General features: G+C 52.7%; 13 protein-coding genes. 9 read left to right on the forward strand and 4 right to left on the reverse strand.

Going from position 1 to position 13243, the window contains the following annotated elements:
* The first annotated feature begins 25 nt into the window (after positions 1 to 25).
* The 5 genes from ubiI to IB222_RS03990 all read left to right on the forward strand — a co-directional run bounded on the left by ubiI (position 26) and on the right by IB222_RS03990 (position 7013).
* Positions 26 to 1228 (forward strand): FAD-dependent 2-octaprenylphenol hydroxylase, encoded by a 1203-nt coding sequence (gene ubiI, locus IB222_RS03970; protein WP_148361499.1) that lies wholly within the window; start codon positions 26 to 28, stop codon positions 1226 to 1228.
* Positions 1229 to 1680: 452 nt separating this feature from the next.
* A complete protein-coding gene (gene gcvT, locus IB222_RS03975; RefSeq protein ID WP_003825494.1) occupies positions 1681 to 2775 on the forward strand; it encodes a glycine cleavage system aminomethyltransferase GcvT in 1095 nt (364 codons plus the stop codon).
* 25 nt (positions 2776 to 2800) lie between these two features.
* Positions 2801 to 3190: a glycine cleavage system protein GcvH gene (gcvH, locus tag IB222_RS03980; protein ID WP_003026965.1), complete on the forward strand. Its 390-nt coding sequence runs from the start codon at positions 2801 to 2803 to the stop codon at positions 3188 to 3190.
* Between the two features lie 127 nt (positions 3191 to 3317).
* Entirely contained in the window at positions 3318 to 6191 is a 2874-nt protein-coding gene (gene gcvP / locus IB222_RS03985) for an aminomethyl-transferring glycine dehydrogenase (RefSeq protein WP_003825499.1), read from the forward strand.
* 78 nt (positions 6192 to 6269) lie between these two features.
* Complete coding sequence (locus IB222_RS03990) at positions 6270 to 7013, forward strand: SDR family oxidoreductase (RefSeq protein WP_003825501.1); 744 nt, start codon at positions 6270 to 6272, stop codon at positions 7011 to 7013.
* A 93-nt stretch (positions 7014 to 7106) separates the two neighbouring features.
* Here IB222_RS03990 and bglA read toward each other — a convergent pair whose 3' ends face one another.
* The gene (gene bglA, locus IB222_RS03995) at positions 7107 to 8540 is read right to left on the reverse strand and encodes a 6-phospho-beta-glucosidase BglA (protein ID WP_079938634.1); all 1434 of its coding nucleotides are present in this window, start codon (positions 8538 to 8540) and stop codon (positions 7107 to 7109) included.
* A gap of 120 nt (positions 8541 to 8660) precedes the next feature.
* Positions 8661 to 9389, reverse strand: a complete 729-nt coding sequence (locus IB222_RS04000; protein ID WP_008785744.1) for a MurR/RpiR family transcriptional regulator — start codon at positions 9387 to 9389, stop codon at positions 8661 to 8663.
* A gap of 52 nt (positions 9390 to 9441) precedes the next feature.
* Here IB222_RS04000 and yqfB point away from each other — a divergent pair, with 52 nt between their 5' ends.
* Complete coding sequence (gene yqfB / locus IB222_RS04005) at positions 9442 to 9753, forward strand: N(4)-acetylcytidine aminohydrolase (protein ID WP_148361500.1); 312 nt, start codon at positions 9442 to 9444, stop codon at positions 9751 to 9753.
* Between the two features lie 163 nt (positions 9754 to 9916).
* Positions 9917 to 10579, forward strand: a complete 663-nt coding sequence (locus IB222_RS04010; protein WP_063940912.1) for a hemolysin III family protein — start codon at positions 9917 to 9919, stop codon at positions 10577 to 10579.
* A gap of 130 nt (positions 10580 to 10709) precedes the next feature.
* Here the strand turns inward: IB222_RS04010 and ygfZ are convergent, their stop codons facing one another.
* Entirely contained in the window at positions 10710 to 11693 is a 984-nt protein-coding gene (ygfZ, locus tag IB222_RS04015; RefSeq protein WP_149281263.1) for a tRNA-modifying protein YgfZ, read from the reverse strand.
* Positions 11694 to 11950: 257 nt separating this feature from the next.
* Here ygfZ and sdhE point away from each other — a divergent pair, with 257 nt between their 5' ends.
* Positions 11951 to 12217, forward strand: coding sequence for an FAD assembly factor SdhE (gene sdhE / locus IB222_RS04020; protein ID WP_003825514.1), 267 nt, complete (start codon positions 11951 to 11953; stop codon positions 12215 to 12217).
* Positions 12198 to 12605 carry a protein YgfX gene (locus tag IB222_RS04025; protein ID WP_003825515.1) on the forward strand — a complete coding sequence of 136 codons (408 nt, stop codon included), beginning with the start codon at positions 12198 to 12200 and terminating at the stop codon, positions 12603 to 12605. The genes sdhE and IB222_RS04025 overlap by 20 nt, the downstream gene beginning before the upstream one ends.
* Positions 12606 to 12706: 101 nt before the next feature.
* Here IB222_RS04025 and fldB read toward each other — a convergent pair whose 3' ends face one another.
* On the reverse strand, positions 12707 to 13228 hold the full coding sequence (gene fldB, locus IB222_RS04030; protein WP_148361503.1) for a flavodoxin FldB: 522 nt from the start codon (positions 13226 to 13228) through the stop codon (positions 12707 to 12709).
* Positions 13229 to 13243: the final 15 nt, after the last annotated feature.

Here is a 13243-nt window from a genome sequence, read left to right on the forward strand (position 1 = left end):
GATTACAGGTTTCGAGGTATAAACAGTGCAAAGTGTTGATGTAGCAATTGTTGGTGGCGGCATGGTGGGACTGGCGGTTGCCTGCGGCCTGCAGGGCAGCGGGTTGCGCGTTGCGGTGTTAGAACAACATGTTCCGCAGCCGTTGGCGGCGGATGCTCCTCCTCAGCTTCGCGTTTCGGCCATTAATGCAGCCAGCGAAAAACTGCTTACCCGTCTTGGCGTCTGGTCCGACATTGTTGCTCGTCGCGCTTGCTGCTACCACGGCATGGAAGTCTGGGACAAAGACAGCTTTGGACGTATTGCGTTTGATGACCAGAGCATGGGCTACAGCCATTTGGGTCACATCGTTGAAAACTCAGAAATCCATTATGCACTGTGGCAAAAGGCGCAGCGTTCAGCGGATATTACGCTGATGGCGCCAGCTGAAATACAGCAGGTGGCCTGGGGCGAGAACGAGGCATTTCTGAGCCTCAAAGATGGCACAATGCTGACAGCGCGTCTGGTCGTCGGTGCCGATGGCGCTAATTCCTGGCTGCGCAATAAAGCGGACATTCCGCTCACCTTCTGGGACTACCGTCATCATGCGCTGGTGGCGACTATCCGTACGCAGGAAGCTCACGGTGCGGTTGCGCGTCAGGCGTTTCATGGCGAGGGGATTCTGGCATTCCTGCCACTCAGCGATCCGCACCTGTGCTCTATCGTCTGGTCGCTCTCGCCGCAGGAAGCAGAACGTATGCAGCAGGCAAGCGTTGACGAGTTTAATCAGGCGCTGAATATCGCCTTTGATAATCGTCTGGGGCTGTGCAGCCTTGAAAGCGAACGTCAGGCGTTTCCGCTGACGGGACGTTATGCCCGCCAGTTCGCGGCCCATCGTCTGGCGCTGGTGGGGGATGCGGCGCATACCATCCACCCGCTGGCGGGTCAGGGGGTTAACCTTGGCTTTATGGATGCGGCGGAGCTGATCGATGAGCTTAAGCGGCTACAGCGTCAGGGAAAAGATATTGGTCAGTATCTCTATTTACGCCGCTACGAGCGCAGCCGTAAGCATAGCGCAGCGCTGATGCTGGCGGGGATGCAGGGTTTCCGTGAACTGTTTGCAGGCGAGAATCCGGCGAAAAAACTGCTACGCGATATTGGGCTGAAACTGGCCGATACCCTCCCGGGCGTAAAACCACAACTCATCCGTCAGGCGATGGGACTGAACGATCTTCCCGAGTGGTTACGTTAGTGTCCGTAAGGACAATCTTAAGAGTTTGAGACCCGTCACACTTTCCTCTCCCGGCCTTCGCGCCGGGGTGCTTCTCTCATTTGAAATAATCTAATTCCACTCCTTTTTTCGCATTAGTTTTTCTAATTTTACGTTTTTTTCATAACGCCATTTTTGACATTTTTTCCACATTTAATATGGATTGGTGCTGTAATTTTGCGCTTATATTCGTTTGTTGTTCTGATTAATTGCTATGTGTATGGAGTTTTATTCTGTTAGCGATCTGGCTGTTTTTCGCCATAAGCTAATGTGATGGTTAATTTTGACTTATGGTTTAGCGTCTGTTTCGGTGGTAAGTTCAGGACAAAGAGAACGTTTGCGTCGTAGCCCCTGGAGCGGCTGCGGTGCTGGGTTTCGTGGCGAAAATTTCACCGCGAAAGAGTTGGTAGCCCCGCTTATTCAACGAGGAAAAGATGGCTCAACAGACTCCTTTGTACGAACAACACACGCTATGTGGCGCGCGCATGGTCGATTTCCATGGCTGGATGATGCCACTGCATTACGGTTCTCAGCTCGATGAACACCATGCTGTTCGCACCGACGCCGGAATGTTTGATGTGTCGCATATGACCATCGTCGACCTGCGCGGTAGCCGCACCCGGGAGTTCTTGCGTTATCTGCTGGCAAACGACGTCGCGAAGCTAACGAAGACGGGTAAAGCCCTCTACTCCGGGATGCTCAACGCTTCGGGCGGCGTGATAGATGACCTGATTGTCTACTACTTCACTGAAGATTTCTTCCGCCTCGTTGTAAACTCCGCCACCCGCGAAAAAGACCTCTCCTGGATTACCCAACACGCTGAACCTTACGCCATCGACATCACCGTTCGTGACGACCTGTCGCTGATTGCGGTGCAGGGTCCAAACGCGCAGGAAAAAGCAGCTACGTTGTTTACTGACGAGCAGCGTCATGCGGTTGAAGGCATGAAGCCGTTTTTCGGCGTTCAGGCGGGTGATTTATTCATCGCAACCACCGGTTATACCGGCGAAGCAGGTTATGAAATTGCCATGCCGAATGAAAAGGCGGCAGATTTCTGGCGTGCGCTGGTTCAGGCTGGTGTCAAACCTTGCGGTCTCGGCGCGCGTGACACCCTGCGTCTGGAAGCGGGTATGAACCTGTATGGCCAGGAGATGGACGAAGGTATTTCTCCGCTGGCGGCCAACATGGGCTGGACCATCGCGTGGGAACCGGCTGACCGCGACTTTATTGGTCGTGAAGCGCTGGAAATGCAGCGTGAAAAAGGCCACGAACAGCTGGTCGGGCTGGTGATGACTGAGAAGGGCGTGCTGCGTAATGAACTGCCGGTGCGTTTCACCGATGCTTCTGGCAACCAGCATGAAGGCATTATCACCAGTGGCACATTCTCCCCAACCCTGGGTTACAGCATCGCGTTGGCGCGTGTGCCTGCGGGTATCGGTGAGACTGCGATCGTACAGATCCGTAACCGTGAAATGCCGGTAAAAGTGACTAAACCTGTTTTTGTGCGTAACGGCAAAGCCGTCGCGTAATTCATCCTTTTTTGGAGATTGATTGATGAGCAACGTACCTGCAGAACTGAAATACAGCAAAGAACACGAATGGCTGCGCAAAGAAGCTGACGGCTCTTACACCGTTGGTATCACCGAACACGCTCAGGAGCTGTTAGGTGACATGGTTTTCGTTGACCTGCCAGAAGTTGGTGCCACCGTCAGCGCGGGCGATGATTGCGCCGTTGCGGAGTCCGTAAAAGCGGCATCCGATATCTATGCGCCAGTAGGCGGTGAGATTGTTGCGGTTAACGATGCGCTCAGCGACTCTCCGGAACTGGTCAACAGCGAACCGTATGCGGGTGGCTGGATTTTCAAAATCAAAGCCAGCGATGAAAGCGAAATTGAATCGCTGTTGGATGCCACTGCGTACGAGGCATTACTGGAAGACGAATAAGATTGTGCCGGATGGCACTGCGTTTATCCGGCCTACGGTTTTATGTAGGCCCGGTAAGCGTCAGCGCCACCGGGCAATTGAGTTAGAGACCATCACGATTCACTGCACGTTTCAGGAACCATCGCCCATGACACAGACGTTAAGCCAGCTTGAAAACAGCGGCGCTTTCATTGAACGCCACATCGGACCGGACGCCGCGCAGCAGCAAGAGATGCTGAATGCGGTTGGCGCCGAGTCGTTAAACGCGCTGATCGGCCAGATTGTGCCGAAAGACATTCAGCTCGCAACCCCGCCACAGGTGGGCGAGGCGGCGACCGAATACGCTGCGCTGGCTGAATTAAAAGCCATCGCCGGGCGTAACAAGCGCTTTACGTCCTACATTGGCATGGGCTACACCGCCGTGCAGTTGCCACCGGTTATTCTGCGTAACATGCTGGAAAACCCGGGCTGGTACACCGCATATACGCCGTATCAGCCGGAAGTCTCCCAGGGACGACTGGAAGCTCTGCTGAACTTCCAACAGGTCACACTGGACCTGACGGGCCTGGATATGGCTTCTGCTTCTCTGCTGGATGAAGCCACTGCGGCTGCTGAAGCCATGGCGATGGCCAAACGTGTCAGCAAACTGAAAAATGCCAACCGTTTCTTTGTGGCGGCTGATGTTCACCCGCAAACGCTGGACGTGGTTCGCACCCGTGCAGAAACCTTTGGCTTTGACGTCATTGTTGATGACGCGGCGAAAGCTCTGGATCACCAGGATGTGTTTGGCGTGCTGTTGCAGCAGGTTGGCACCACCGGTGAAGTGCACGACTACAGCAAACTGATTGCCGAGCTGAAATCCCGTAAAGTTGTGGTCAGTGTCGCTGCCGACTTTATGGCGCTGGTACTGCTGACTGCACCGGGCAAACAGGGCGCGGATATTGTTTTCGGCTCTGCGCAACGCTTCGGCGTTCCGATGGGTTACGGCGGCCCACACGCGGCATTCTTCGCCGCTAAAGACGAATTCAAACGCTCCATGCCAGGCCGTATTATCGGCGTATCGAAAGATGCGGCGGGCAATACCGCACTGCGCATGGCGATGCAGACTCGCGAGCAGCATATCCGCCGCGAGAAAGCGAACTCCAACATTTGTACCTCGCAGGTTCTGCTGGCCAACATCGCCAGCCTGTATGCCGTTTATCATGGTCCGGTTGGCCTGAAACGTATCGCTAATCGCATCCACCGCCTGACTGATATTCTGGCGGCCGGTCTGCAGCAGAAAGGGCTGAAGCTGCGCCATGCGCACTACTTCGACACTCTGTGTGTTGAAGTGGCCGACAAAGCGGCTGTTCTGGCGCGTGCCGAAGCGGCAGAAATCAACCTGCGTAGCGATATCCATAACGCGGTAGGTATTACGCTTGATGAAACCACCACCCGTGAAAACGTGGTGCAGTTGTTCAATGTTCTGCTGGGCGACAGCCACGGTTTGAATATCGATACGCTGGATAAAGATGTGGCGCTCGACAGCCGTTCCATTCAGGACAGCATGTTGCGTGACGATGCGATCCTCAGCCATCCGGTGTTTAATCGCTATCACAGCGAAACCGAGATGATGCGCTACATGCACTCGCTGGAGCGCAAAGATCTGGCGCTGAACCAGGCGATGATCCCGCTGGGTTCTTGCACCATGAAGCTGAACGCTGCCGCCGAGATGATCCCTATCACCTGGCCGGAATTCGCTGAACTTCACCCGTTCTGCCCGCCAGAGCAGGCAGAAGGTTATCACCAGATGATCGGCCAGCTTTCCGAGTGGCTGGTAAAACTGACCGGTTATGACGCCGTCTGCATGCAGCCGAACTCCGGCGCGCAGGGCGAGTATGCGGGTCTGCTGGCGATTCGTCACTATCACGAAAGCCGTAACGAAGGCCATCGCGATATCTGTCTGATCCCGGCTTCTGCCCACGGCACCAATCCGGCATCCGCACAGATGGCGGGGATGCAGGTAGTGGTTGTCGCCTGTGATAAGAACGGCAACATTGACCTGGACGATCTGCGAGCAAAAGCAGAACAACATGCTGCGAACCTCTCCTGCATCATGGTGACCTATCCGTCTACTCACGGCGTGTATGAAGAAACGATCCGTGAAGTGTGCGACGTTGTACACCAGTTTGGCGGCCAGGTTTACCTTGATGGCGCGAACATGAACGCTCAGGTTGGGATCACCACGCCAGGCTTTATCGGCGCAGATGTCTCGCACCTCAACCTGCATAAAACATTCTGCATTCCGCACGGCGGCGGCGGCCCAGGTATGGGACCGATTGGCGTCAAATCACATTTGGCACCGTTCGTACCGGGTCACAGCGTAGTGCAGATTGAAGGAATGCTCACCCGTCAGGGCGCAGTTTCTGCGGCGCCGTTCGGTAGCGCATCTATTCTGCCAATCAGCTGGATGTACATCCGTATGATGGGTGCAGAAGGTCTGAAGCAGGCAAGCCAGGTGGCGATCCTTAATGCTAACTACATTGCCAGCCGTCTGAAAGATGCTTATCCGGTACTGTATACCGGTCGCGACGGTCGCGTGGCGCATGAATGTATTCTCGACATTCGCCCACTGAAAGAAGAGACCGGCATCAGCGAACTGGATATTGCCAAGCGTCTGATCGATTACGGTTTCCATGCGCCGACTATGTCATTCCCGGTCGCGGGTACCCTGATGGTTGAACCGACTGAATCTGAAAGCAAAGTGGAACTTGATCGCTTTATCAATGCGATGCTGGCAATCCGCGCTGAAATCGATCGCGTGAAAGCCGGTGAATGGTCACTGGAAGATAACCCGCTGGTTAACTCGCCGCACACGCAAAACGAGCTTGTCGCGGAGTGGAATCACGGTTATAGCCGCGAAATCGCCGTCTTCCCGGCTGGTGTGGCGAACAAATACTGGCCGACCGTGAAACGCCTTGATGATGTTTACGGTGACCGTAACCTGTTCTGCTCCTGCGTGCCGATGAGCGAATATCAGTAACTTTTCCGCGCAGTAAAGCTGTTTCCAGGCCGGGTAAGGCGAAGTCGCCTCCCGGCTTTTTCATATCTGGAGGTATCCATGGGAATCGCACTGGTTACTGGCGGCAGTCGCGGCATCGGGCGGGCAACCGCGCTGCAGTTAGCGCAAGAGGGTTACACGGTTGCGGTTAACTTTCATCACAATATCCGTGCGGCAACGGAGGTGGTGAATACTATTGTCGCTGCCGGGGGAAAGGCGTTTGCTCTACGGGCTGATATCAGCGATGAAAGCCAGGTTGTGGCAATGTTTGAATCTATTGACCGCGAAGGTGAACCACTGACTGCGTTAGTGAATAATGCCGGGATTTTGTTTGAACAGAGCACGGTGGAAAGCCTAACCGCTGAAAGAATTAACCGCGTGCTGGCGACCAATGTTACCGGCTATTTTTTGTGTTGTCGGGAAGCGGTAAAGCGGATGTCGTTCAAACACGGAGGGCAAGGCGGGGCGATTGTAAATGTCTCTTCGGCTGCATCGCGGCTTGGTGCGCCATTCGAATATGTTGATTACGCAGCCTCAAAAGGCGCTGTGGACACGCTCACCACCGGCCTTGCGCTGGAGGTTGCGGCGCAAGGGATCCGCGTAAACTGCGTGCGACCTGGTCTTATCTACACTGAAATGCACGCATCAGGCGGCGAGCCGGGAAGGGTCGATCGCGTGAAATCGATGTTGCCTATGCAGCGCGGCGGACAACCGGAGGAGGTCGCGCAGGCGATTACCTGGCTGCTGAGCGAGAAGGCGTCCTACGTAACGGGAAGTTTTCTGGAACTGGCTGGCGGGAAGTAGGATTTAATCGCCGGATGGCGCTATGCTTATCCAGCCTACGGGAATTTAATCTGTAGGCTGGATAAGGCGTTTACGCCGCCATCCGGCAAAAAATCAAAGTTTCTCGCCGTTGCTGGCAATCACCTCTTTGTACCAGTTAAAACTTTTCTTGCGTGAACGCGACATATCGCCGGTGCCGTCGTCGTGTTTGTTCACGTAGATAAAGCCGTAACGTTTGCTGTACTGACCGGTGGTGAACGAGACACAGTCGATGCAGCCCCACGGCGTGTAGCCCATCAGGTCTACGCCATCATAGGTTACCGCTTTCATCATCTCTTCAACGTGGGCGCGCAAATAGTCGATGCGATAGTCGTCGTTGATGCTGCCGTCTTCTTCCACTTTGTCGTAGGCACCAAATCCGTTTTCTACGATAAATAGCGGTTTCTGATAGCGCTCATACAGTTCACATAAGGCGTAACGCAGACCGACCGGATCAATCTGCCAGCCCCAGTCGGACGCTTTTACGTGCGGGTTCGGTACGCTGCCCTCAAAACCAGAAATGGCATCGCCGCTGCCGCCTTCCGCTTTTACCGCGTTGGTCATGTAGTAACTGAATCCGAGATAGTCACAGGTGCCTTCACGCAGGATTTGCTCATCTCCGGCTTCCATTCGGATATTGAATTCGCGGCGTTCCCACTCGTTCAGTACATATGATGGATAGTAGCCGCGCAGTTGAACGTCGGTGAAAACGTAGCGCTCACGCATCGATTCCTGCGCAAACATCACATCTTCAGGCTTACAGGAGAACGGGTACAGTGGCACCATCGCCAGCATGCAGCCGACTTTCATTTCCGGGTTGATGCGGCGTGCGGCTTTCACTGCCAGAGCGCTGGCCACGAACTGGTGATGCAGCACCTGGTACATGGTTTCTTCCGGGTTTTCATGCTCGGTATACACCACGCCGGAGCAGCAATAACCAAACAGCGGTGCGCGCCAGTTGCGCTGGTTATTGATCTCGTTAAAGGTCATCCAGTATTTGACCTTGTGCTTGTAGCGCTCAAAAACGACTTCTGCAAATCGGACAAAGAAATCGACGACTTTACGATTGGTCCAGCTACCGTACTGTTGAACCAGATGCAGCGGCATTTCAAAGTGGGAAAGGGTGATGACCGGTTCGATGTTGTACTTCAGCAGTTCATCGAACATGTCGTCGTAGAACTTTAGCCCTTCTTCATTCGGCTGGGTTTCGTCCCCTTTGGGGAAGATACGGGTCCAGGCGATTGAGGTACGGAAGCATTTGAAGCCCATCTCGGCAAACAGCTTGATGTCTTCTTTGTAATGACCGTAAAAATCGACAGCTTCGTGGTTGGGGTAGTACTTACCGGGTTCAACTTCCTGAGTGATTTCTCGCGGAACGCCGTGTGCCCCTCCGGTCAGTACGTCGCAAATGCTGGGGCCTTTGCCACCTTTGTTCCAGCCGCCTTCAACCTGGTGCGCCGCAACCGCGCCACCCCATAAAAAATCTTTTGGTAAGGTAAGTTTTTTCATCTGCGCTCAGTCTCAAATTAATACAATCTGATTTTGAGTCTAACAAAGGAAAGATAAATGTCACGATATAACAAAATAGCGCTAATGTGATTTGTTACATCCAAAAAACAGATTGTTTTTTTACGCTATTCTTTTCGCCAACTTGCGGCCGAGTGACTCCAGAATATAAATAACAGGGATCTGTGTGGTTATATCGTATACTCCGGCAATGCGCGTCTGCGGAACGTGCCAGGAGAGATTAAAGTCAGCCAATTTGGCCAGCCGCGAATGTTCATGACTGGTGACAGACAGGACCTTACAGTTATGCAGGCTGAACTGGCTGGCAAAGCGCAGGATCTCTTCTGTTTCACCGGAAACAGAAAGCACGATCGCCAGCGCGTTTCTGGCCATGTCATTCGTTACCGGGAAATAAGGATCATCAATGTGATTACTGAATTTTCCAACGTTTGAGAAAAAACGTGCGCCATATTTGGCTAAGGCTCCGGATGTTCCCGCTCCGACGAATATAATACGTTCGGAAGATAATATAATATCAACAGCCTGATCGAGCAGATTATCGAACTCATCGTTATTAACGCCTTTAAAGAAGCTGATAATTTCGCTGGCACCGAAATTAGCCTGTTGCGGTTCATTCTGCTCTAAATATAATTTGAAGCGCACGCGAAATTCTGAGTAACCTTCACACTTAAGCTTGCGGCAAAAGCGCAGTACGGTGGTAGTGGAAACACCCACGGCATCGGCCAGTTCGCGAATGGTCATGTACATGACTTTGTCACGGTTTTTGATGACATAGTTGTAGACCAGCATCTCAAGATTGTTGAGACTGGCGATGGCAGCGTGGGAGAACATACTCACAATGGCAAAACTCACTCATCAGACTTCATCTACAGGGAATAATAACATGCAGCCAAATGACATCACTTTTTTTCAGCGTTTCCAGGATGACATTCTGGCCGGACGCAAGACCATCACTATTCGTGACGAGTCCGAATCACACTTCAAAGCCGGGGAGATTTTACGGGTTGGGCGCTTCGAAGATGACGGTTACTTCTGCACGATTGAGGTTGTAGGCACCTCAACCGTCACGCTGGATACGCTGACGGATAAACATGCCCAGCAGGAAAACATGACGCTTGAAGAACTTAAACATGTCATTGCCGAGATTTACCCGGATCAGACGCAATTTTATGTGATTGATTTTAAATGCCTTTGATTTTAATGGTACGCATGTTAGCTGAAATTTAAAATCTAACACTATGATTTTTAATGATAAATATTTATCTGGTAATTATTTTAGCTAACAGGTGTTCACTGGAACCATTCTCAGTTACGCTAGAGGAGCAATCACGATAGGGTTCGTTTCTCGGGAGTAAGTTATGGTTCAGAAGCCATTAATCGCGCAGGGATATTCGCTGGCAGAGGAAATAGCCAACAGCATCAGTCACGGTATCGGGCTGGTGTTTGGGATTGTCGGACTGGTGTTATTGCTGGTCCAGGCAGTGGATACCAACGCCAGCGCTATGGCGATTACCAGCTATAGCCTGTACGGCGGCAGCATGATCCTGCTGTTCCTCGCCTCAACTTTGTATCACGCGATCCCCCATCAGAGAGCGAAAGTCTGGCTGAAAAAATTCGACCACTGTGCGATTTATCTGCTGATTGCCGGGACTTACACGCCATTTCTGCTGGTGGGGCTTGATTCGCCGCTGGCACGTGGGCTGATGATTGTTATCTGGAGCCTGGCGCTGATCGGTATTTTATTCAAACTAACCATTGCGCACCGGTTTAAGGTTCTGTCACTGGTGACCTACCTGACAATGGGCTGGCTTTCGCTGATTGTGGTGTATCAACTGGCGGTTAAGTTGGCGGCGGGAGGCGTGACGTTGCTGGCTGTTGGTGGTGTGGTGTATTCGCTGGGCGTAATTTTCTACGTCTGTAAGCGTATTCCTTACAACCATGCGATCTGGCACGGCTTTGTGCTGGGCGGCAGCGTTTGCCATTTCCTGGCGATCTATCTGTACGTGGGGCAACACGCATAGATTCAGTGCAACCCCGGGGCGGCGTAAACGCCTCGCCCGGACTGTATTTTATAGGCCGGACAAGCCAACGCCGCAATCCGGTAGCCTGTGCCGAATTGCCTGATGGCGCTGCGCTTATCAGGCCTACCAATTACTCTTCGTCTAACGAATATGGCAGCGGTACGATATGCAGCGTTTTCGCGTCTTCACGAACGCGGAACACGCTGTCGGTCTCCATGTCGTTATTCATCACAACCTGCACCAGTACCTGACCATCAGCCAGTTGTACTGCGGCGAGTACGGTGCCGGTACGGCGCCAGTTCTCGCCCATTTTCAGCTCCAGGTCTTCACCCGCTTCCGGTACTCGACCGGCGGCACCCGCCAAAGTCCACATGGCGCGTTTGTTGGCTCCGCGGAATTTTGCACGAGCCACCATTTCCTGACCGGTGTAGCAGCCTTTTTTAAAGCTGATCCCGCCCAGAGCCTGCAGATTGGTAGCCTGTGGAATAAACTGTGCACTGTTGGCTGTATCAATAACGGGGATACCCGCTTCGATATCCAGCGCCAGCCACTGCTGGCTGTTATTTAACTCAGCTTCGCCACGCAGCTTTTCAACCAAGGTTTCTGCTGTGGTGGCATTAACGATCAGCAGAAAACGTTCGGCAGGGTGTTCGAACCACAATACCGTGGAGGCACCTTCGGTAATGACCTGCTTATCACTGTTCGGCAATTCGCTAAAGAGATTGGCCAGCGCTGCACGTGCCTGGAATCCCGCTACGCCCAGCAGTACTCGTTCATCGTCCGGGGCAATCACCACCTTCGAGAAGACCGCATATTTTTTCAGCTCGCTGAGCTGCGCATCACGCAGGCTACGGCGCTCAAGCCATGCAAAACCGTCACCCTGGCGGAACAGACGCAGGTTGCTCCACATTTTACCTTTGGCGTCACAATGTGCAGCCAACAGGTGCTGATGCTCGGTCATCTGGCTGACATCCGCCGTGACCTGACCCTGAATATACTTCTCACTGTCGACACCGGTGATGGTGGCGAGCGCCCAGTCATCGAGCGTCATTAGCGTCAGAGGCAAACGCGTTGACGCGAAAGGCTGGCGAGGAGGAAAAGATGTAAAAGCCATAATAATGTCCTGATTTGCTTAACGCAGTGATAATGACTAATGGTAAAAGAGCTATGGCCCATTGCAAGCGGTTTAAACAGGCTATTTGTGCCATATGTTGCGCTTTGCGAGGAGACATCCAAAAATGGTGAATCCTTTGGCTTAATAAGGTTTTATTTAGCGAGCGAGCTTCAGTTTACTGATATTCCCGTAAAAAGAGCGGGAAAAACACGTTACAATAACGGGATACTTCGTTTTCGCGAGACAGGGAGAAGAACATGGATATTAACAACAAAGCACGTATTCATTGGGCATGCCGCCGCGGTATGCGCGAGCTGGACATCTCGATCATGCCGTTTTTCGAACATGAATATGACAGCTTAAGTGACGAAGAAAAACGTATCTTTATCCGTCTGCTAGAATGTGATGATCCAGATTTATTTAACTGGTTGATGAATCATGGGAAACCAGCTGATGAGCAGCTGGAACAGATGGTGCGACTTATCCAGACACGGAATCGGGAACGTGGTCCAGTGGCAATCTGATTTACGCGTATCATGGCGCGCGCAGTGGCTTTCACTGCTAATTCATGGGCTGGTCGCGGTATTTATTTTATTGATGCCCTGGCCATTGAGCTACACCCCATTATGGCTGGTTTTGCTCTCTCTGGTGGTGTTCGATAGCGTTCGCAGTCAGCGTCGAATCAACGCCTGTCAGGGTGAGATTCGGCTATTGATGGATGGCCGTCTGCGCTGGCAAGGGCAAGAGTGGTCTATCGTTAGCGCCCCCTGGATGGTTAAAACAGGCATGATGCTGCGTTTGCGATCTGATGCCGGAAAACGTCAACATTTGTGGCTGGCAGCAGACAGTATGGATGATGCAGAGTGGCGGGATTTACGGCGGTTGATGCTGCAAAAGGCGAAGCAAGGGTAACGCATGACGCATGCCTGATGGCGCGCAGCTTGAAGGCCTACAGTTAGGTGCGTCATGCTGGCCGGATAAGGCATTTACGCCGTCATCCGGCAAATCGGTTATCAGGACCAGTGCTCGGCCATTTCCCCAAGAATTTGCTCGCACCAGGCCTGAATGCGTTCATCGCTGAGATCGTACTGGTTCGTCTCATCCAGCGCCAGGCCAACAAACAGTTGTCCATCAGCAATGACGGGTTTATCGCTGGTGAATTCGTAGCCTTCTGTGGGCCAGTAGCCGACAAACTTTACACCTTTGGTGATCAGTTTATCGTGCAGCATACCCAACGCATCCAGGAACCATTCGCCGTATCCCAACTGATCGCCCATACCGTAAAGCGCGACAATCTTGCCTTCCAGGTTGAGGTCGTTCAGTTGCTCCCAGACCGCTTCCCAGTCCTCCTGAATTTCACCGAAATCCCAGGTTGGAATGCCCAAAATGAGCACGTCATATTGCTCCATTAGGGTCGGGGAATCGTCTTTGAGGTTGTGCAGTGTCACCAGTTCGGGACCCAGGATATCGCGGATTTTTTCTGCTGCCATTTCGGTGTAGCAGGTGCTGGAACCGTAAAAAAGACCCATGTTCATGACGTAAACATCTCA

The sequence above is a fragment of the Citrobacter sp. C13 genome (assembly GCF_014596815.2).
Taxonomy (GTDB): domain Bacteria; phylum Pseudomonadota; class Gammaproteobacteria; order Enterobacterales; family Enterobacteriaceae; genus Citrobacter; species Citrobacter portucalensis.

Coding starts and splice junctions, on each gene's coding strand:
- gcvT (WP_003825494.1), top strand. CDS start 1,681: ATGGCTCAACAGACTCCTTTGTACGAACAACACACGCTATGTGGCGCG.
- gcvH (WP_003026965.1), top strand. CDS start 2,801: ATGAGCAACGTACCTGCAGAACTGAAATACAGCAAAGAACACGAATGG.
- gcvP (WP_003825499.1), top strand. CDS start 3,318: ATGACACAGACGTTAAGCCAGCTTGAAAACAGCGGCGCTTTCATTGAA.
- IB222_RS03990 (WP_003825501.1), top strand. CDS start 6,270: ATGGGAATCGCACTGGTTACTGGCGGCAGTCGCGGCATCGGGCGGGCA.
- bglA (WP_079938634.1), bottom strand. CDS start 8,540: ATGAAAAAACTTACCTTACCAAAAGATTTTTTATGGGGTGGCGCGGTT.
- IB222_RS04000 (WP_008785744.1), bottom strand. CDS start 9,389: ATGTTCTCCCACGCTGCCATCGCCAGTCTCAACAATCTTGAGATGCTG.
- yqfB (WP_148361500.1), top strand. CDS start 9,442: ATGCAGCCAAATGACATCACTTTTTTTCAGCGTTTCCAGGATGACATT.
- IB222_RS04010 (WP_063940912.1), top strand. CDS start 9,917: ATGGTTCAGAAGCCATTAATCGCGCAGGGATATTCGCTGGCAGAGGAA.
- ygfZ (WP_149281263.1), bottom strand. CDS start 11,693: ATGGCTTTTACATCTTTTCCTCCTCGCCAGCCTTTCGCGTCAACGCGT.
- sdhE (WP_003825514.1), top strand. CDS start 11,951: ATGGATATTAACAACAAAGCACGTATTCATTGGGCATGCCGCCGCGGT.
- fldB (WP_148361503.1), bottom strand. CDS start 13,228: ATGAACATGGGTCTTTTTTACGGTTCCAGCACCTGCTACACCGAAATG.